At 65.3% G+C, this 19358-nt stretch carries 23 protein-coding genes and 1 pseudogene; 21 read left to right on the forward strand and 3 right to left on the reverse strand.

Features of this window, described 5'->3' with window-relative positions; genetic code table 11:
* Positions 1-39 precede the first annotated feature (39 nt).
* The 9 genes and pseudogenes from ACQEU1_RS40150 to ACQEU1_RS40190 form a co-directional block, all read left to right on the forward strand.
* Positions 40-705 (forward strand): SAF domain-containing protein, encoded by a 666-nt coding sequence (locus tag ACQEU1_RS40150; RefSeq protein ID WP_433214420.1) that lies wholly within the window; start codon positions 40-42, stop codon positions 703-705.
* A complete protein-coding gene (locus tag ACQEU1_RS40155; RefSeq protein WP_433214423.1) occupies positions 705-1520 on the forward strand; it encodes a MinD/ParA family ATP-binding protein in 816 nt (271 codons plus the stop codon). The genes ACQEU1_RS40150 and ACQEU1_RS40155 overlap by 1 nt, the downstream gene beginning before the upstream one ends.
* Complete coding sequence (locus ACQEU1_RS40160; protein ID WP_433214426.1) at positions 1517-2917, forward strand: CpaF family protein; 1401 nt, start codon at positions 1517-1519, stop codon at positions 2915-2917. The genes ACQEU1_RS40155 and ACQEU1_RS40160 overlap by 4 nt, the downstream gene beginning before the upstream one ends.
* On the forward strand, positions 2914-3819 hold the full coding sequence (locus ACQEU1_RS40165) for a type II secretion system F family protein (RefSeq protein ID WP_433214429.1): 906 nt from the start codon (positions 2914-2916) through the stop codon (positions 3817-3819). Before ACQEU1_RS40160 ends, ACQEU1_RS40165 begins: the two co-directional genes overlap by 4 nt.
* Positions 3816-4709 (forward strand): type II secretion system F family protein, encoded by an 894-nt coding sequence (locus ACQEU1_RS40170; protein ID WP_433214432.1) that lies wholly within the window; start codon positions 3816-3818, stop codon positions 4707-4709. Before ACQEU1_RS40165 ends, ACQEU1_RS40170 begins: the two co-directional genes overlap by 4 nt.
* A gap of 37 nt (positions 4710-4746) precedes the next feature.
* Entirely contained in the window at positions 4747-4932 is a 186-nt protein-coding gene (locus tag ACQEU1_RS40175; protein ID WP_433214435.1) for a hypothetical protein, read from the forward strand.
* Positions 4933-4935: 3 nt separating this feature from the next.
* Positions 4936-5397, forward strand: coding sequence for a TadE/TadG family type IV pilus assembly protein (locus ACQEU1_RS40180; protein WP_433214438.1), 462 nt, complete (start codon positions 4936-4938; stop codon positions 5395-5397).
* 215 nt (positions 5398-5612) lie between these two features.
* A complete protein-coding gene (locus tag ACQEU1_RS40185) occupies positions 5613-6185 on the forward strand; it encodes a hypothetical protein (RefSeq protein ID WP_433214441.1) in 573 nt (190 codons plus the stop codon).
* A gap of 20 nt (positions 6186-6205) precedes the next feature.
* Positions 6206-6337, forward strand: a pseudogene (locus tag ACQEU1_RS40190) (TadE/TadG family type IV pilus assembly protein); the annotation flags it as partial.
* Between the two features lie 38 nt (positions 6338-6375).
* Here the strand turns inward: ACQEU1_RS40190 and ACQEU1_RS40195 are convergent.
* On the reverse strand, positions 6376-6567 hold the full coding sequence (locus tag ACQEU1_RS40195; protein ID WP_433217107.1) for a hypothetical protein: 192 nt from the start codon (positions 6565-6567) through the stop codon (positions 6376-6378).
* A gap of 54 nt (positions 6568-6621) precedes the next feature.
* On the opposite strand from ACQEU1_RS40195, the gene ACQEU1_RS40200 reads away from it, so the two are divergent.
* The 12 genes from ACQEU1_RS40200 (at position 6622) to ACQEU1_RS40255 (ending at position 17451) form a co-directional block, all read left to right on the forward strand.
* Positions 6622-7041, forward strand: a complete 420-nt coding sequence (locus tag ACQEU1_RS40200; protein ID WP_433214444.1) for a pilus assembly protein TadG-related protein — start codon at positions 6622-6624, stop codon at positions 7039-7041.
* Between the two features lie 19 nt (positions 7042-7060).
* Positions 7061-7411 (forward strand): hypothetical protein, encoded by a 351-nt coding sequence (locus ACQEU1_RS40205; protein ID WP_433214447.1) that lies wholly within the window; start codon positions 7061-7063, stop codon positions 7409-7411.
* A 65-nt stretch (positions 7412-7476) separates the two neighbouring features.
* Positions 7477-10011: a BTAD domain-containing putative transcriptional regulator gene (locus tag ACQEU1_RS40210; protein ID WP_433214450.1), complete on the forward strand. Its 2535-nt coding sequence runs from the start codon at positions 7477-7479 to the stop codon at positions 10009-10011.
* Positions 10012-10072: 61 nt separating this feature from the next.
* Positions 10073-10441: a DUF6355 family natural product biosynthesis protein gene (locus ACQEU1_RS40215; RefSeq protein ID WP_433214453.1), complete on the forward strand. Its 369-nt coding sequence runs from the start codon at positions 10073-10075 to the stop codon at positions 10439-10441.
* A 926-nt stretch (positions 10442-11367) separates the two neighbouring features.
* Positions 11368-11769, forward strand: coding sequence for a hypothetical protein (locus tag ACQEU1_RS40220; RefSeq protein ID WP_433214456.1), 402 nt, complete (start codon positions 11368-11370; stop codon positions 11767-11769).
* Between the two features lie 30 nt (positions 11770-11799).
* Positions 11800-12615, forward strand: coding sequence for a DUF7178 family protein (locus ACQEU1_RS40225; protein WP_433214459.1), 816 nt, complete (start codon positions 11800-11802; stop codon positions 12613-12615).
* A 13-nt stretch (positions 12616-12628) separates the two neighbouring features.
* The gene (locus ACQEU1_RS40230) at positions 12629-13501 is read left to right on the forward strand and encodes a hypothetical protein (RefSeq protein ID WP_433214462.1); all 873 of its coding nucleotides are present in this window, start codon (positions 12629-12631) and stop codon (positions 13499-13501) included.
* A gap of 39 nt (positions 13502-13540) precedes the next feature.
* Positions 13541-13939, forward strand: a complete 399-nt coding sequence (locus ACQEU1_RS40235; protein WP_433214464.1) for a hypothetical protein — start codon at positions 13541-13543, stop codon at positions 13937-13939.
* A gap of 35 nt (positions 13940-13974) precedes the next feature.
* A complete protein-coding gene (gene dprA, locus ACQEU1_RS40240) occupies positions 13975-14856 on the forward strand; it encodes a DNA-processing protein DprA (RefSeq protein ID WP_433214467.1) in 882 nt (293 codons plus the stop codon).
* A complete protein-coding gene (locus ACQEU1_RS40245) occupies positions 14853-15632 on the forward strand; it encodes a M48 family metallopeptidase (protein WP_433214470.1) in 780 nt (259 codons plus the stop codon). The genes dprA and ACQEU1_RS40245 overlap by 4 nt, the downstream gene beginning before the upstream one ends.
* 116 nt (positions 15633-15748) lie before the next feature.
* Entirely contained in the window at positions 15749-16030 is a 282-nt protein-coding gene (locus ACQEU1_RS40250) for a hypothetical protein (RefSeq protein WP_433214473.1), read from the forward strand.
* A gap of 167 nt (positions 16031-16197) precedes the next feature.
* On the forward strand, positions 16198-17451 hold the full coding sequence (locus ACQEU1_RS40255) for a hypothetical protein (protein WP_433214476.1): 1254 nt from the start codon (positions 16198-16200) through the stop codon (positions 17449-17451).
* Positions 17452-17521: 70 nt separating this feature from the next.
* Here the strand turns inward: ACQEU1_RS40255 and ACQEU1_RS40260 are convergent, their stop codons facing one another.
* Positions 17522-18466, reverse strand: a complete 945-nt coding sequence (locus ACQEU1_RS40260; protein ID WP_433214479.1) for an NlpC/P60 family protein — start codon at positions 18464-18466, stop codon at positions 17522-17524.
* Positions 18463-19356, reverse strand: a complete 894-nt coding sequence (locus tag ACQEU1_RS40265) for a replication-relaxation family protein (RefSeq protein ID WP_433214482.1) — start codon at positions 19354-19356, stop codon at positions 18463-18465. The genes ACQEU1_RS40260 and ACQEU1_RS40265 overlap by 4 nt, the downstream gene beginning before the upstream one ends.
* Positions 19357-19358 lie beyond the last annotated feature (2 nt).

Here is a 19358-nt window from a genome sequence, read left to right on the forward strand (position 1 = left end):
GACGTGTCGCGATGGAGCCATGCCAAAAGGGGGCCCGAAATGATCACGACCGACACCAAACCGCCTTCCCAACCCTCGAACTGGATTGCGCGTGACGGCAGGCCGCCAAAGCGGTGGACCGGTCGCCGCCGTCGGATTCCGCATCTGTTGCTGGGGCTCGTACTTGTGCCCGGCTGCGGCTTCGCGGGAGCGGTCCTCGCCACTGAGCTGGGAGACCGGCAGAGCGTGCTGTCGCTGGCTCGACCAGTCGCTGCCGGGCAAGTCCTGGTCGCGCAGGACCTTCGTCCCATCGCCGTCGCGGTCGACATGGGGACCGACGTGGTCGTTGCGTCAGCGGCACCCACGGCTGTGGGGCAGCCGCTCGCCTACAGCCTGCCGGCGGGAACGCTCGTGACGCGGTCAATGCTCGGTACTGCTCAGATTCCCGAACAGGGAAAGGCGATCGCCGCGGTCGGACTCAAGCCCGGGCAGTTCCCTCCCGACCTGGCCGCGGGTACGACCGTTGCCGTCCTGCTTGCACCGGGCCAAGGAACACCAGAGGGCGTCGCGAAGTCCTGGATAGCGGTGGTGCTCGGCGTCTCGGGGCGTGAGAACGAGCAGACCACCGTCGTCTCGTTGCGAATGTCCGAAGCGGACGGTCGCGCTCTGCTGCTGGCGCCCGCCGGCCAGGTGAGCCTGCTCGCCGTTGCAGGAGGGAACCGCTGATGCTCATCGCGATCTGTTCGCTGAAGGCCTCGCCGGGCGTGACCACCCTCGCCGTAGCGCTCGGCGCCCGGTGGCCGGGTCCTGAGGTCCCGGTCGTCGTCGAGGCCGACCCAGCAGGAGGCGATCTGCTCGCAAGGTTCCGGCTGAGCCCTGACCCGACCCTGGTCAGCCTGGCGGCGTCGGCTCGCGTTCGTGGCAATGCCGATTCCGAGCACCTCGCCCACCACGTGCAGTTCCTCCCCGGTGGACTTCGAGTCGTTCCCGGGCCTGCCGGCGCCGAGCAAGCCCGTGCAGCACTGAGCTTGTTGACCTCGGGCACGGTGTCTCCCTTGCGGCGCGCAGGCGACCGAGCGGACACCGTCGTGATCGCCGACTGCGGACGAGTGGATCCGGCTGCACCAGCACTGTCGATCATTCGCAGCGCTGACGCGATGTTGCTGGTCGTCCGGCCGCAGGAGGACGAACTCGCCCGTGTCGCCCTGAAGCTCCAGGCGGTTCAGCAGTGGTCACCGCGGCCGTGCCTGGTCCTGGCTGGGGAAGGCCTCGACACGAACCAGGTGCACCAGGAGCTGCGCGTCCCAGTCATGGCGCACATCCCGTGCGACGCCAAGGGCGCAGAAGCTCTGTGCGGTAGGGGAAACAGCAGGCATGGACCGAAGAAGTCCGCTCTCGGCAGGGCTGCTCTCAAGCTCGCGTTGAGTTTGCAAACTCGCGTGAACGCCTCCGTGCCTCAGCCGCGCGGCGCTGCTCGCCACCTGGGGCTGGTCGTCGAGAGGCAGCCGGTCGAGGCTCGCAGGGACGGAGCTCCGTCATGAGCACGCCGAATCTCAACGGCACCAGTCTGGCCGGCCCGTCCGAGCTGCCTCACCACGTCGCAGGAGAGGCCGCTGCGGTGCGGCGGCTGCGCGATCACCTGCGCAGCACGCTCACTGAGCAACTCGGCCAGCGCATCAGTGGCGACGAGGTGGCTGGACGGCCGCCGATGAACGCGCAGGACCGCCGACGTTTCGCGGAAGCAATCCTCACCGACGCCGCCGAGGCACACGCTCGCACTGAGCTTCACAACACCGCGACCGGCGGAATGCTGGTCACGCCCGACACAGAGCTGCGCTTGATCGAACAGGTGCTGGACGAGGTCTTCGGACTGGCGGGTCTGGAGCCGCTGCTGGCCGACCACGAGATCGAGAACATCAACATCAACGGCGAGCGCGTCTTCGTCAGGTGCGCGGACGGCACCCGCAAGCGCTTGCCGCCGGTGGTCGGGTCGGACACCGAGCTGGTCGAGCTCATCCGCGACCTGGCAGCCCGGTCCGGTGTGGAGGAACGCAGGTTCGACCGAGGCTCGCCGATCGTGAACTTCCAGCTGCCCGGCGGCGAGCGGGTCTCTGCGGTCATGGCCGTCACCTCACGCCCGTCGGTCTCGATCCGCCGCCACCGCTTCAGCACGGTGGACCTCGAGCAGCTGCGCGAACTCGGGACCATCGATCTGGCGCTGGAGAGCTTCCTGTCGGCTCTTGTGCGGGCCCGCCGCAACGTCCTGGTCACCGGTGGCACGTCGATCGGCAAGACCACGATGCTGCGCGGGCTGGCTTCGGCGATCCCGTCGTGGGAACGGCTCGTCACCGTCGAGGACGTCTTCGAGCTGGGCCTTGGCGAGGACCCGGAGCTGCATCCGGACGTCGTGCCGTTGCAGGCCCGCGAACCGAACATCGAGGGCCAGGGCGGCATCTCGATGTCGGACCTGGTGTGGCAGTCGCTGCGGATGAGCCCTGACCGGGTCATCGTCGGGGAGGTCCGCGGCCCCGAGGTCATCCCACTTACCAACGCGATGTCCATGGGCAACGACGGCTCGATGGGCACCCTGCACGCCAGCTCCAGCCAAGGCGCGTTCACCAAGCTCGCCGCCTACGCGGTCCAGGGCCCCGAGCGGCTGCCGATCGAGGCCACCAACCTGCTCGTCGCCTCGGCCCTGCACTTCGTCGTCCACCTGAACAAGCCACGCGGCGAAGACGGAAAGCGCGTTGTGTCGTCCGTGCGGGAGGTGGTCGGAGCCGAAGGCGCGCAGATCATCAGCAACGAGTGCTGGCGCCCAGGTCCGGACAGGCGAGCGGTCCCCGCCGCACCGCTGCGCACCGACACCGTCGAACTGCTCGTCAAGGCGGGCTACCACCCCGAACTCTGCGACCGACGCGACGGCTGGTGGACGCCATGACCATCACCACGCTGCTCTTCGCCCTGCTGGCTGCCGGTGCCGCCACCGGAGTCATTCTCATCGTCATCGGGCTGCGCGGTCAGCCTGAAGCCGATGGACGAACGGCCACGTCTGTGAAGTACTTCGACCAGAAGGTCGCCGGCCGCCTCGCCGTCGCGTTGCTCGTCGGCGTCGGGGTCGGGATGTTCACCGGCTGGGTGGTGGGCGCCGTCCTGACTGCGGCCGCGGTGCTCGGGCTTCCGCGGATCCTGGCGTCGAACGCCGACCACCAGCAACAACTCGAACGCATCGAGGCGATCGCTAGCTGGACGGAGATGCTCCGCGACACGCTCATGGCCGCGGCCGGCCTGGAGCAGGCGATCATCGCCACGGCGTCCACCTGCCCGGAGCCGGTCCGAGGCGAGATCACGGCCCTCGCGGTAAGGCTGGAACGCGGCGAGCGCCTGGCGCCATGCCTCCGCGAACTCGCCGAACAGCTGCACGACCCGACTGCGGACCTGGTCATCTCCGCTCTCGTGCTGGCCTCCGACCACCAGGCCCGCCAGCTCGCGGACCTTCTGGGCGAGCTCGCCGTCGAGGCACGGGAGCAAGCGACGATGCGGATGCGCGTGGATGCCGGGCGCGCTCGTAGCCGAACCAGTGTGCGGGTCATCGTCGTCACGACGCTCGCGTTCGCAGCAGGCCTCGTGCTCTTCAACCGCGACTACCTCCGTCCGTTCGACTCCCCGGCCGGTCAGCTCGCGCTCCTGCTCGTCGGTGCGCTGTTCGCCACCGCGTTCGCCTGGATGGCGAAGATCTCCCGGTTCCGCGAGCCGGACCGATTCCTCACCGAACTGGACTCGATCCGCGCACCTGAGTCCGTTGTGGACGAAAAGGCTGGCGGCAAGGGGGCAACGACATGATCAGCATGGCGTTTTGGGGAGCCGGAATCGGGCTAGGGCTGTGGATGCTCGCGGTGTACGTGTTCCCGCCACGGCCGCCGCTGCGTCCGCTGATCGACCAGCTGAAGGCCGAGCCCACACCCGCACCGATCCTCACCGCCGGCTCCGGCAGCTGGGCCACCGGTATCGGCAAGCCGTTCGTGAACGCCCTGTCCTCGTTCGGTCTGCCCGGCAGAGCGCTTCGAGGTGACCTCGCGGTCGTCGGCAAGGCTGTGGGCGACCACCTGGCCGAGAAGGCCGCCCTCGCGCTGACCGGAATCTTCTTGCCCGCGCTCGTGCAGCTGGTGCTCCTGGTCGCCGGTTCCGGGCTCAGCTGGCAGATCCCCTTCCTAGCAAGCGTTTCGCTCGCTGTTGGTGGCTTCTTCCTGCCTGATGTCCACGTTCGCCGTGAGGCCGAGCAACGACGCTCGACGTTCCGGCACGCGTTGTCGGCCTACCTCAACCTGATCCGGGTCCTGCTGGCCGGCGGCGCAGGTGTTGACGGAGCGATGAACGTGGCGGCCGGGGTAGGCAAGGGCTGGGCGCTCGAGCAGCTTCGCACGGCCCTGATGACCGCCAAACTCACCCGGACCACGCCGTGGGCCGCGCTTCACCAGCTCGGCGTCGAACTCGGCGTGCGGCCGCTCACGGAGCTCGCCGCCTCGGTGAGCCTCGCCGGCACCGAAGGCGCTCGCGTTCGCGCCAGCCTCGCGGCGAAAGCCGGAGCCCTCCGCACGAGGGAGCTCGCCCTCACCGAGGCCGAGGCACAGGCGGCCACCGAGCGGATGAGCGTGCCGGTCGTCGTCCTTTGCGCCGGGTTTCTGGTCTTCATCGGTTTCCCGGCAGTCCTGAACGTCTTGGAAGGGCTCTAAGGGCCCGATCAACCACTTAACGCAGGTAGGAGAGGTCATGTTCATCGAAATCCAGATACTCGTCCTCTACTTCGAAGCCGGTCTGGAACAGGCCCGCCGCGACGAACGTGGTTACTCGACCGAGTTCGTCGTGACCACCGCGCTGGTGGTGGCCGCGGCGATCGCGATCGTGGCGGTCATCGTGGCCAAGGCCATCCAAAAGGCGAACAGCATCGAGTTGTAGGCGATGACGATGCTCAAGCTCATCCAACGCGCCCGCCTCGATCAACGAGGAAGCGGCTCAACCGAGCTCGCGATCACCGCACCGCTGTTGTTCCTGCTCTTCCTGATGATCGCGCAGTTCGCGCTGTACATGCACGCGGCGCACATCGCGCAAACCGCGGCAGCGCAGGGGTTGTCCTCGACCCGCGTTCTGGGCGGGAACGCCAATGCTGGTGCAGCGGCAGGTGAGCGGGTGCTCGACCAGCTCGGTAGCCGAACTCTGCGCGGCGCCACGGTTTCCGCACAACGCGGTACAGCACAAGCCGCTGTCCAGGTCCACGGGAAGGCGATCAGTGTGGTTCCGTTCCTGTCTCTCTCGGTGCACGCCGACGCCGTCGGCCCGGTCGAGAGGTTCACCCCGATCTCTTACGGGTTCACGAATTCTGCAGCGGTCTCCGTTGGGAGCCCGAGTGGCGGTGGTCGGTGATGACCGTACCCGGACGCTTCAGTTCCCGAACTCAGGCCAGATCTGAACCTGGCGCCCAGGTTCGAGCTGGGTCAGCGCGAGGTCGATGTTGGACCGCTGGAGCCAGAGGCTTGGTCAGCTTCATCGGAGCGCTTTCCTCGCGCAGTCGGAAGCGTGTCTGCCAGAGGTATCCGTCCAATCGGGAACCTCGTGAGAGCTGCTCTGTTCCTCATGACGTGAAGGCGAGCCTTGTTCAGGAATTCGAGGCGGTCGGCCTCCATGCGGTCCCTGACCGGACTCCATGCCGACTCGTCAGTGATCTCGCCGTTGGCGATGCGCATGCTCTCGTCCCAGAAGGTTTTGTCGATTCGTACCGCAGCATCGACAACTTCAGGCTTTCCTACCAAGGAGATCATCGCGAGTGCCTGGTTCCATCTCATCCAGTCAAGGTCGTCGCCGTGCCGCCACCGACGACGCAGGCTGAGTTGAACGGACGTCGACTCGGTGAGGATGTCAGCGCAAGCGTTGAGCTGTTTGTCTTGGCTCCAATGGCGTCTGTGAGCTCTGCCAGAGAGGAAGGTTCCAACGAGGACTCCGATGAGCGTTATCAATGCGCCAGCCGCACTCGACGTAGCGATCTGCCATGGGAAGGGCATACGTTCCCCTCTGTTGTCTGGTTGATGAACAGCCTGCGGCCTGCCTCCCTACGTGTCGATGGTCCGTTGGGCTACTGCGTGAGCGCAGGCTTGAGCAAGTCAGGTTGCCTGGAGATCGTGGTCGTAAGTGTTCTGACAGCGGTTTCGCCATGAGCCCCGCGGCCCGAGCACGAATGCGCGACGAACGAGGCTCAGCCGCAGCCGAACTGGCGTTGGGCGCACCGCTTCTGATCCTTCTGATGGTGTTCGTGGTGTTCTGCGGCCGGCTGGTCACCACACAGATACGGATCAACGACGTGGCTCACCAGGCCGTTCGAGCGGCAACATCAGCTCGAACGCCGACTCAGGCCGCGGCCGCTGCCCAGGAGACCGCCACCTCAGCGCTCGCGGCCGCGGGCGTCAGCTGCAGAGCGTTGGCCGTCACGATCGACACCGCCGGACTCCGGCCGGGCTCCACGGTGACCGCGACCGTCACGTGCACCGTCGACCTCAGCGACCTGTCAGGGTTTGGGCTGCCCGGAAGCCGCGTCCTCACCTGCACCTTCTCCTCAGTCGTCGACACCTGGCGCGGAACGTCAGGAGCAACGCCGTGAGGACGTCCGAACGACTACGAGCTGATCAACGAGGCCAGGTCACCGCCTACGTGGTCACCATCGCGGTCGCCGCACTCGCGTTCGGCGGCCTCGTCCTCGACGGCGGGCTCGCGCTCGCCGCGAAGGTCCGCGCGATGGGGCATGCACAAGAAGCCGCTCGGGCCGGAGCACAGGAAATCGACCTGGCCGCCTATCGGGCCGACGGCACCCTGCGCCTTTTGCCGATCCAAGCCGGCACCGCGGCCAACAAGCACCTTGCCGCCTCGGGGCACACCGGCTCGGTCGCAGTCACCGGCAACACCGTCACCGTGATCGTGACGATCCACCAACCACCACAGCTCCTCGGCCTCTTTACCGTCGACACGATCACGGTCACCGGCCGCGGCGAGGCACAACCGCAACGCGGAATCTCATAGCAGGAAGGAAATTTCGGAGATGGCAACGACTGACGACATCGTCCGCCGCGTCGAAGAAGCCGACTCCGCTCGCAGCGCCAGGCGAGCCAAAGCCGCTCTGCTCGTCGGCGAGTTCGCGCACGAGCGCGCCGCGGTGCTCCAGCGGCTCGGCGAGATCGAGCAGCAGATCGGCGACGCGATCTTCGACAACAACGACGTGATCGCCGTCGAAGAACTGGCCGCCTTCACGGACACCCCGACCGCGGAACTCGAACAGATCGTCGGCGCCCGCAAACCGAATCGCGGAAGGCGCAAGCGGCGATCCGCGGCTTCGTCGTCAGCGCCAAGCACAGCTGATTCCATTGCACCGCAGGAAAACGAGACACCATGACCGGGGAATCGGGAACAACGCTCCGGTCCGCAGTGCTCGCCTCAACCCTTGTGATGCGAGGACTGTTGGCGCTGGTCGCGTTGTCCACGCTCGTGATCGGTCTGCCCTGGGCGCTGGCGCACTTCGTCGGCTGGCCGCTACCGGACCACGTCCCGACGTGGGACGAGGTCCACGCGACGTTACTCAATCCCATGAGCGGCCAGTTCTTCATCAACCTGCTCGCGACCGTTTGCTGGATCTCGTGGTTCGGTTTCGTCCTGGCCGTCGTCCGCTCCATCATCGACCTCGCCCGAGGCATGACCTGGACCGCACCACGTGCCCGAGGCCCGCTGCAGGCCCTCGCCGGCACCCTTGTCGGGGCCGTCGTCCTCACCCTCCTGACCAACCGCGCACTCGCCGTCACATCTGATGGGCGCGCTCACGACCTGAAGCCCACCGAGGTGGTCGGGCCCGCTGTGCCTGGCCGAGCTTCTGCACCTGCATCTGGCCTTGTAATCGATCGCACCGCACCTGCGCCGCCCGGCCTTGTGCGAGTTGTCGACGAGGTCCGGCTGCCGCACAACGGGGTCTACGACAGTCTGTGGCGGCTCGCCGAACGGATCCACGGGCCGGGCAGCGGTCACCGCTGGCCCGAGCTCTTCCAGCTCAACCGCGGAGTCGAACAGGCCGACGGACGTTCTCTCACCGACCCGAACCTCTTGCGACCAGGCTGGAAGATTGCTGCATACGTATCCGAGCAAGCCGAACCACAGCCCCCGCAACAACTCCCTCGCCCGGACAGCACAGCGCCGCCCGCAACGCCGAGCGCTACAGCGACACCTGCGCCAACACAACAGCAGGTTGATCAGGCGACGCCGGGTCTGGAGCCGAAGGTCGGCGTGTTCGTGAGCGTTGGGTTGGCCGCAGCGCTCTCGGCCGTGCTGGTGTCGACGCGCCTGCGACGTCGCCGGCGGTACCGCCTGGGCAGCGGCGAACGCTCTGACCTCCAGCGCCCGGTCGCACCGGCAGTCCGCGCGCTGCAAGCGGCTCACCAGAACGACCGGTCGGCGCACGGTGGCGACATCGAGATCGTCGACTTCGGCCCGGCCTCGTCGGAGCCCCAGCTGCCCGTGGCCGTCGGTGTGAAACAGGGGCACGAGTTCGCCCTATCCCTCGCGAGCACGCGAGGGATAGGGCTGGCGGGCCCTGGATCCGCCGCTGCGGTGCGCGCGCTGCTCCTGCACGTCCTTACAGCACAGGGGACTCTCAAGGCTCTCAGCGTCCTTCTGCCCGCTCAGGACCTTCACCTGCTTTTCGGCGAGACCGAAGTTCAGGACCTGCCGATGGCTGTGCGGGTCGTTTCTTCAATCGACACCGCCCTGGACGAGATGGAAACAGCCCTGCTCAGCCGAGCCCGCTGTGCAGGCGGAGAACCTACGACCGGGTTGCCGGCCGTCGTACTGGTCGCCCGTCCTGCGGCCCATGCCGAGCGTCGGCTCCAGGCCGTGCTGGACAACGGCTCCACACTTGGCCTGGCGGGCATCCTCCTGGGCCCGTGGAAGCCTGGAACGACCGTGGTCGTTCGCGCTGACGGCACCGTGAGCGCGACCAGTCCCCGCCTCGGAACCGAGTTCTCCGGTGCTCGGTTGTTCACGCTGCCCTCGACGGACGCCATCGACCTGCTCACCGTCCTCCGCGATGCCGAAGCGGCCCTGGCACCGGCAGAAGACCGCCCTCACCAAGGCCGTGCCGACCTCGAGCCAGAGCCTGCAATTCCCGCACCGTGCTCCTGCGCAGCCGCAGTCGATGAGATCGACACGCCTTGTCCTCATCGACCGCGGCTGACTGTGAAGGCGTTCGGCCGCTTCCAACTCGTGTTCACGCCGATCGGAGCGGAAGCCCGTGACCTCAACGAACTGCTCACGCCGAAACACCGCGAAGTGCTCGTTCACCTGGCACTGCACCCGCAGGGCGTGCGACGCGACGTGCTGAACGAGGCGGTGTGGCCGGACAGCAGGCCACCGCGCCCGTACAACTCGTTCCACAACGCCATGTCCATGCTCCGGCGCCTGGTCACCGACGCCACTGACGGGGCCATGGCCAACTTCGTACTGAACGACAAGGGCCGCTACCGACTGAACGACGAACTTGCTGACGTCGACCTGTGGGAGTTCCAACGCGCCCTTCAGGAACCGCTCCACACAGGCAATGACCGCACAGCTCAACTACACGCCGCCGTCGACCTGTACGTCGGAGACGTTGCCGAAGATCTGCTAGCGCCTTGGGTGGAGCCGCTTCGAGAGTCCGCACGTCGGGATGTGCTGGACGCACTTGCTGCCCTGGTTCGAGAGCACAGCCTCACCGACCCCGAGGCCGCGCTCGCACTGCTCGAACGAGCGCGCAAGCTCGACCCGTACAACGAAGGCGTCTACCGCGACATCATGCGAACCCAGGCACGGCTGGGACAACACACCGCGGTGCCCAGAACGCTCGCCCTGTTGACCGCCACGCTCGGCGAGATCGACGAAGAACCCAGCGTCGACACGCTGACCCTCGCCGAGCTGTCTGGCCGAGGCACCGCTGAGCCACTGCTCACTGCGAGAGATCGCGCCGCGTCCTGAGGCACCGGCGCTCTTCAGATGTCCACTGCACCAAACCTTTTCAACGATCGGAGCCATCTCGATGAACCGTCGACTGGTCAACGTGTTCAGCGCCGTGTGCATGTTCGCGGCGGCCGCTATCGGCAATGCGCCAGAAGCAGACGCCGCGACCAGAATCATGCCGCCCCCAGGCTGCGGGTTCGTCCGACTGCCCCAACCGGTCGGTGAACTCACCGCGCGTTACTTCCACTGCGATGACAGCTTCATCCTCATCAAGTTCCATTGGAGCGGCGGGAACACCGGAACATCCTGTGTGCCGCCCTACCACCAACGTCCCTTCTTCCGCTCTGACGGCCAGACGGTCGTCAACGCCTACTACGTCACCACACCGCCGAATCTGACGGGTCCTCCCAGCGACCGGAGGTGCGCACTTTCGCAACCGCGCGTTTGAGCGGACATGCGGCTGTAGGGGAGTGCGTTAAGTATTCCGGTATCCTTGCGGTAATGCCTGTGGTCTGCGCGCAATTCTTTGTGGCACCTGGGCCTTCTTGTCTTCGTGTGTTCTGATTGCCAATCTGGTTCAAGCTCGGGAATTGAGAGGCGTGGCGCCCCGCGGCTTTAGTCGTGGGCCACCACGCCTCTCATTGTTCCCGTCGACCTTCCTGGGCAAGTTCTCGTATAGCTTCCCGTTAGATGGGAAGTCCTCGGTGGCTGCATAACCGCTGCTTGGCGCCCTTGAAGGGGCTTCCCGTGCGGCACCCGGCTCAGTGGTCGACAAGCGTCTGAACAGTCGGCTTGGTTGGCGGTCGGCTCTCCTGACGCCGAGCTGTGGTCCAGCTGGTGGCGACGGCTTGGCCGGCGCTCGCTCCAGACTCCCCGGCGCCCTGAGCTCGTTCTCCTGCGTGCGGCCTGGACGCCCTCTAAGGGCTGCCAGTGCGAGTTTTGCCCGCTGGGGCTTGAACACTGCCGGCTGCGTGCCCGTCGTGATCAAGTCGGGCTTGGCTGGCGGCCGTCAGCGCAGCGCTTGGGGCCCTGAGGTCGATGTTCGCAGCGCTCTGGGTGCATCCAGTGCTCTGACCTGCATCTTTCGCGTGCGGAAGGTCACGAGCGGGTGATGTGGGCACCTCGGGCTTGAAAAGTGTTGACCAAAGATGTGTACTTCTACATGTCGACTCCACGACATGAGGTAAACAGTTTGAGTGAGGGTGAGGATCAGGGCGCGACGTCCCTGTGAGCCTTCCTGATTGGTAGCGGCCTCTTTCTGGTGTCGGTGGCAACGGTAGTCCCTCTGTGAGAACACGGTTCCTTGATTGCCGGTCTCGCTGGATTTGAGTTGCAACGTCATTCGGCCGAATTATCGCCAAGTGAGGTGCTGTCATGGCTATGACTCTGGTTGATTGGTCTGCCCGTATCTGTGCGATCGCGGATGCTTTGTCTGTTCCCGATGGCGGGTTCTCCATTGATCCTGTTGGGGGTTCGGATGTTCGCCGTGGCTACGCAGTGGCTGTTCATCCGGAACACGAGCGCGTCTATGAGCGTCGTGTGACCAGTGGTGACATTCACGAGTACATCGCCCAAGTTGTGGACGTCCTTTCGCTGCCGGGGCGTGTTCTCGGTGGTTGGTGTGATCCCTCGACCGGTTGTGTCTACCTGGACGTCTCCGTTGTGACTGCGGATCGGTCCGAAGCGATGGAGCTCGCGCTGAAGACAGATCAGCTGGCGATCTTCGACTTCTCCGCCATGGCGTCGATTCCGGTTTCGGCTCCGTCCGCCGCGTGACTTCAGAAAACCTGTAGGAGCTGAACCGCTATGCCCGCAACCGCCGCTCACCCGTGGTTCCAAGCACATCCGGTAAGTCATGAAAACGTTGTGTGGCACTGGAATCAGGCCACCGATGACGAGATCGCGCAGGGCATGCGTTGGTATCTCGACGCGCACCACGTCGCGATCGTGATCGCGCAAGGCAACGCTCATCTCGGCGCCGGAATGCTTGCGCTCTACTCCCCGCAACAGGGGTGGATCGGCAACGTCCTCAACGCTGCCCGTGTCCTGCGCGGGGGCAAGGGGATCGGTGGTCCCGGTTGCGGGATGTTCGCCACGGCAGCGCAGAAGCGTGCAGCTGATCGGCTGTTGAGCGGCGAACAGTACGAGAACCTCTTGAGCGGTCCGAAGATCCGCGACTTCGCGCACTTGATCGAGTTCGGCGGGGACCGGGATCCAGAGAACCCGTGTGTGGTGATCGATCGCCATGCGCTGTCAGTCGCACACGGACGCGCGCTCACGTCCGAGGAGTACGAAGCGGCGCCCATGAACGGGTCCCGACGTAAGGACGGATCGATCTCTCGACGGCACTACGACCACGTCGTGAGCCTCTACCACCGCGCGGCGGACCGCATCTCCGCACAAGCGGGTGAGCAGGTCTCCGCGCATCAGGTTCAGGCCGTGACCTGGCTGGTCCGCCAACGCCTCAATCAGGAAACGGAACAGCGGCGCGGCCTGACCCGCTTGGACAAAGGCCGCAACCACGCTCGTGCCAACGCTGAGCGCGCGTGGCACGAGTTCCGCACCACCTATCTACCCAACCTGGCCACGTGCCCTGGCACGGGATACCAGACAGCCGCGTAAGTGAGGTCCCAAGATGAGTCGCAACAGTTCTTCCGAACACGACGATCTTCGTGCAGAGCTCCACAGGGAGCGCGAACGTGTTCGTGCCTTGGAGGTCGTGAATCGCCTGCAGGCAGCGGGTCTCTCCAGCTTGAGCGAGCTGGCGGGGGACCTTCGTTGCCAGGTCGCCGACCTCCACGACGACGCGATCGGTTCGCAGCCGATGCGAAACCGTGGCCTCCGGAACGTCACAGGCCGGATGAGCGGCCTGGCGGAGACGTTGAGTCGTGCGGCAGACGGCTACGCCGGCGTTCGCACCACGGACATGATCTACCTGGACGTTGACGACGATCTCCGCGCACACCGGTGGACGCCAAGACCTGATCGGGTTCTGGAAGACGTGTTTCCACCGGTTCCGATCGGCGAACTGTCTGATCGGCGAGGCTACGTGCGCGGTTGGCATCGCGGCCCGCATTGGATCACCTTGTGGTTCACGAGTCCGCACTCGTTCGCCTACGCGGACAGCAGTGATTTTGGTCGACTTTCTGATTCGGATGCTGTCCGCTGCGTGATCACCTCCGGTCCGCCGATGTCAGCAGACGAGCTTGCTGAATGGGTTGCAGCACAACGGGAATCTCACGCCGTGCCGTTCGACGCTTCGTACCTTCGCGTGACCGCGCACTTGCACGCGTCTTGGGGTGGACCGATCGACGACGGCCGTTGCGACGAACACGGTCACTCTGCGCCCAACGGGCCTGGGCGCCGCTCGGTATGGGCCTGCCCAAGCGACCCCGATCTCCGGCTCTACATCTGGAGTGTCGGGGACGAGCCAGCGCACGTCACCTACTGGGCGGGGCCCGTGGTCGACATGGCGCACCTAGTTCAGATCACCGGCCATTGCCGCTGATCACACCATTTGAGCCTCCTGTCTGGACGGAGAAACGCAATGAATGATCAGCTTCTGACGCCTGACGACACCTGGAACGTCTGGTTCGACTCATGGGACATGCGGCGCTTCTGGTCGACGGTCGTCGACGAACAAGTCGTAGTGCGGGCTGACACGGACACCGGCATCGACGATGTTCTCGAGTGGACGGTGGTCCTTGAAGAGGACGAGACCGGGGATCGCTTCACGTTGGACCACAACATGATCATCGCGACGATGCGCCGCATCGCGCGCGAACGAGACTCCATTCAACTGTCGCGCAAGATCGCGGATCAGATCGCATCCGTGGTCGCCACTGAGAGCCACGACGAAGCCACTGACGAACTCTGCCAACTCGACTGCGTCGGCTTCGACGTCATCGTCCAGTTCGCCACCCTCGGTCAACTCGTCTACGGCTGACCGAGTTCGCACCACGTTCCCAAGGAGATTTGATCATGCCGTCATCCGACGTGGTTCGCGCGCGGCTCCTCCTGTTGCGCGCCGTTGAACCGCCAGCGCCATTTACCTGCCAGTTCGTCGCCGTCCACGGACCGGTCGACGCGGCCGCCAGCATCCAACACGGCACCGCTCCGGCTGCAGTGCTCTCCGAGGTCTCCCGGCGGGACGTCCAGATCTCGCCTGACCTTCAAGCTATCGAAGACGGCACGGCCCGTCTGTTGGTCCCTGAAGACGACGACTGGCCGGTTGAACGCTTGTCGGCTCTGGCAAGCGCGGACGCGCCACCACTCGCCCTCTGGTTGCGCGGTAGAGCCTCGTTGGCCGCACACACGGCAACAGCTGTGACCATCACTGGGTCTCGCGCGTCTACTGCCTACGGCAACACAATCGCTGCGCACTTTGGTGGCGCACTGGCAGATGCCGGGGCGACGGTTGTCAGCGGCGGAGGGTTCGGGATCGATGAATCCGCCCACAGGGGTGCGCTAGTCGCTGGAAGGCAGACGATCTTGATCCTGCCCTGCGGTGTGGACCAGATCTATCCAAGCCGGCACGACCGCCTGCACTCGGAAATTGTTGATCAAGGCGGATTGCTGATCAGTGAGTACTCGATCGGCTCCGTGCCGAACAGAATTCGATTCCACGCTCGGTGCCGCCTGCTGGCCGCCCTGACGGCGGCGACCGTGGTCGTCGAGGCCGGGCGAAAGAGCGGTGCACTCAGGGTCGCCGAGATCGCGAACCGCTTGAACAGGCGGGTATATGGCGTTCCTGGCCCGATCCACGCCGCAACGTCGACCGGAGTCAACGAGCTCCTCCGCGTTGGCGGTGCCGTGATGGCTACCTCGGTCGAGCACGTCGAGTACTCGGAGACGTCGCGATGACCGCCTTGGACCGGTTCCATGCCGCGCTGGCCGCCGCGTCGCTACCTGCTGACTGGCAGGTCGAGGTTGCGGTGAGGCCACGACGTCGCCGACTCGCACTTCAGGTCAATCCAGGTGGCTCAGTGGTGGTCTTGATCCCGCCGACCACCGACCCCCGGTTGGTCACCTGGTTCGTTGCCAGCAAACGGCGGTGGCTCGCAGAGAAGGTGAAGACCGCGACGGAGCTGGCTCCCGCCCACCCGATCAAGGGGTTCACGGAGGGGGAGGAGTTCCATCTCTTCGGAACCGGCTACCGGTTGCAGCTCGTCGATCGTGCTCCCGCGGGCATCGACCAGCTTCCGGCGTTCGGTCCAGACGGGATCTTGTACGCGCGCCGGCAGTCGCGAGCCGCGGTGCGGCGGGCGGTCGTAGGCCTCTACCGCCGGATCGGCCTGGAGTGGGTGCAACGGCTTGGCAGGCCGTACGAGCTCGACGGCCAGATCTCAGGCCTTATGTACGTAGTGAGGGACCTCGGACGGAGCCACTGGGGCCTGTACTACCACCCGCCGACGCACCTCGTCGCCGTGCACTGGGCGATCTTCGGCATGCCGGTACGCCTCGTTGAGTACGTGCTGACACACGAGATGGCCCACGCCACGAGGCCGGGCGGACGCGCGCACGGCCAAGCCTGGGAACGGCGGATGAGTCAGTGGATGCCGGACTGGCGAGTGCGCCAGGCTGAGCTCGCCGAGGCGGGGCGGCGCGCCTGGCTTGGAGGCTGGAGCCGCGCGGTGTGAGCTCAGGCCCAGCTTCCCTCAGTGTGGAACGAAGGTGTTGCGGTCCACATCGTGATACAACAGATTCCACAAGCCTGCGTCATCGGCAGGGCAGGCGTGCCGGAAGGATGAGGCTGGTGGACAAGGAACAGCACTTCGAGGTTCTCAGGGAGAGTGCGGCCGAGGTAAAGGAGCTTCAGGACCACCTTGAAGCTATCCGCGAGAAGGAGGCCGCGCTCCAAGCCGACCGGGTCGCCACCCTTGAAAAGCTCGGGAAGGCGCGCGCGTCGCGGTTCACCCGGATGACCGCAGCCATCGAGTCCGGGGTTCCCAAAGCGCAGGTCGCACGGGAGCTGGGCATGGACCGAACCAACCTGTACAAGCTGTTGGGCGGGAAAGACAACGCTCCCGACGCTTGAGCGTCCAGCCTCTGCGGGCTGGGTGAGTTGTCGAAAAGGCCTCGGTCGCCTCGAGATCCCTGGCTGCCACCGCCGCTTGGTCGTGAGTGGCGCGGGATGGGCGTAGCTGCCTGAGGTGTCGAACTAGGTGCAGGCTGACCTGCCGTACCGCGTGGCAGAATCGACTGGTGGGCACATATCTCTTCTCCGAGTACTGGCGGCAGCATCGCCCACTTGTAAAGGTGCTCGATGAATGGGCGCAACTAGCTCGCGCGCGAGCAGACGGGTTCAGTCGGACGAGGTTCAACCAGGACGGCGACTCACAGCTCGTTGACGAGGCGCTATCCGACTGGCGTCGGCAGGCAACGCCTCTTGTCAGGCAAGGCGATCCAACGACGCATCCGGAACCGACTCCCACTAGTCGGTCGGATACCGAAGGTTCGCCTGTTCGGCACTGGCGCTGGTTCTTCAAGTTTCCTGTCACCGGCAACGTCAAGCTCTTTGAAGCTTGGCCACCAGTCGACATCGAACCGTGTGGCGATAATCTCCACCTGCTTCCGGCGCCAGAGATGGTCTGGGAATTGACTGGTGCTGGACCATCGGCCATGTTCGACGTGCCGCTTCAAGAAGATCACGAAGGTGTGATCCCTCCCGTCGGTCGAGTATTGGCCGCAGCGGGCCTTCTTGATCGGATAATAGAGGCGATCAACTATGGGCTCGCGGACTACGAACTTCAGCTTGAAGAAGAGATCCGCGAAACTGTCCGCAAGCGCCGTGCGCGACTGGAACACATCGACCGGAACGTCCGGGAAACAATCGCAATTGTGGCTCGTGAACGACCTCCGTTGCGGTTGGAGACCGTCCGCGGTGAGGTTGTCGAACCTGGCGTCGAGGCCGTCCAGTGCTCGCAGGTTGGCCTTCCAGTAGCCCCCACTCGCAAAACTTTTTCGGACCTCTTGCAAATCACGCAACTATGGATCGACGCATCTCAGCGCTACCCTGTCGCGTTTGCGAGGCTGTACGAGGAAGAGATCACCAGCGTGCTGGTCACGACTCTCAACCTTGTGTTTGACACGGCGCAACGCGAAGTGTTCATCGGAAGCGGCAAGAGTGACATCTACATCGAAGCTGAAATTGGCGACCGCTCGCGCGCTGCGTATGTAGGCGAGTCCAAGTTCTGGGACGGCTCAGGTGCGGTTGACGAGCACATTCGCCAGCTCTTGGGATATGCGCCGTCGCACATTCGCGAAGTGCTGTTCCTGTACTACGTTAAGAATCTTGAATTTGACAGTGTGCGCCGAAAGGCGGAGGCGGCGTTGTCGGAGCTGGACGAACTGTTCGTGGCCTGGGTCGAGCCTGGCAAACGCGCGACCATGAAGCATCCGCGGTTCGGCCACCACGTCGAGGTCGCGATCCTGTTCGCCCACTTTCCCATGGGGTGAGAGATCGGTTCGCCGAGTTCTTGGGCGGCACCGGTTCGAAGTGGTCGTGATCCGCAAGCCGACGAGGAACCTACAAGTGAATAGCTGCAATTGGCCGGGAGGCTGCGAGGTAGTCGTCGCCGTTCCAGCGGTACGGGCCGACCTGAACGGGCTGGCCGAAGGTCGGAGCGTGAACCATCTTTCCCGCCCCGAGATACAGACCGACGTGGTGAACGTCGTTCGGTTTGCCGTAGAAGACGAGGTCGCCGGGCAAGAGCGGTTGACCGGCCGGCACCAGCGGACCTGCCTCGTACTCCGGTTGTGTGGTCCGAGGCACGAAGACGCCGGCGTGCTTGTACGCGGCGTGTACAAGGCCTGAGCAGTCCCAACCGGTTTCGCCGTTGCCACCCCAAACGTAGGGCTCGCCGAGCTGGGCGCAGGCGAACGCGATCGCCTTTGCTACGACGGGATTGGGAGCTTGGATGTTGTTGCAGTCTCCGGTTCCGGTCATGGCGTCGCCGTACTTCTTCGCTTGGGCGAGCACGTCGTTGACGTACCAGTCCGCGTGGTTGTAGGCCCAGATCGCCTTGCGGATGTCCTTCTGGGCGCCGGAGTCGCACAGGTAGTGAGCTGCCGCGTAGATGGCGTCATGCCTGTTCCAGGGGGACGGTGGTTTCTGGCCGCCAGGCGGAAGCGGATGTCGGGCCACGACGTCGTCGAATGTGGGTTGAAGGAACTGCATCGGCCCCCGAGCGCCGGCGAAGTTCTCGGTTCCCTCGGCGATGCCGACGAGCGGGCTGCGGCCATGGTCGCTTTCGATCTTGCCGATGGCGGCGAGGATCGACCAGTCCAGACCGGGGCAGATCGGTGCCGCTGCCCGGTAGAGCGCCAGGTAGTCGCCGGGGATGTCGGCCAGCGCGTTCGCGCTCGGATGGGTGCTGCCGCCGAAGAGCCCTTTCACGATTGCTTGCCCGATGCCGCCTATGACCAGGGACAGGGCGATGATCGCCGTGAGGGCGCCGATGACGATCTTCATCTGCGACCTCCGAAGGTGCTGATCGGTGGCGGCGGCGGAAGTGGCTCTGGTGGGCTGAGGGCGGTGATCGCCTGTCCGTCCAGGGCCGCCTTCGAGCCTGGGGGTGTGGCCGGAGGGATGGCCTGCGGCCAGAGCTGGGCGAGTTCCGCGAGCCGCAGGCGTTTCGACTGCTGTGGGGCGGCGCTTGAGGTCGGCAGCCACCTTGCACCAGCTGGGTCGCGACCGTCTGCGGCACTCGTGGCCACCGACACGAGCAACGGGTCGTCGAGCTGAGCCAGCTTGGTGGAGAGCGCGTTGCGTGCGTTGGCCTCGCGGCGCTCGTTGGGCAGCCACACGAGCACGGGGGTATTGATTCCCGTTGCCGCTGAGAGCTTCTCATAGCCGCTGAGCTTGCTGCTGAGCGTGTCGAGGTCCTCCGTGCCGAAGTCGAATTCGAGGAAGAACTCGAACTCGTGGTCGTCCTCGCGCCAGCGGCCGTACGCGTCGGGGCGGACCATGTCGCCAAACAGGCGCATACACCGCAGTTCGGACCACCAGGCGGTGAGATGTCCGTTGGCGTCGGGCCGTTGGCTGAGGGCGGCCAGGCTGGTGAAGAAGCCGTTGACTCCGACGGTGTGGGCGAGGCGCAGGGAGTGGGCGATTCCCATAGCGTCTTCGTGGCGGTAGCCGATCGTCTTCGGGTCGAGCCCGTCCTCGTAGGCGAGTGCGATCGCGCCAGCGTGGTCGAGCACGTAGTGCATCGGGGCCGTGCCCTTATGCACGAACGGCTGGAAGCGGTCGACGACGCGCCACCTGAACAGGTTGAGCAGCCGGTGGTTGGCCGCGCGCTTGCCCGGAAAGCAGAGATCGACGATCTGGTGGACGGTGAGGACCTTGTGCTCGTAGAGCATCC

The sequence above is a fragment of the Lentzea sp. CA-135723 genome (genome assembly GCF_050936595.1).
Classification (GTDB): Bacteria; Actinomycetota; Actinomycetes; order Mycobacteriales; family Pseudonocardiaceae; genus Lentzea.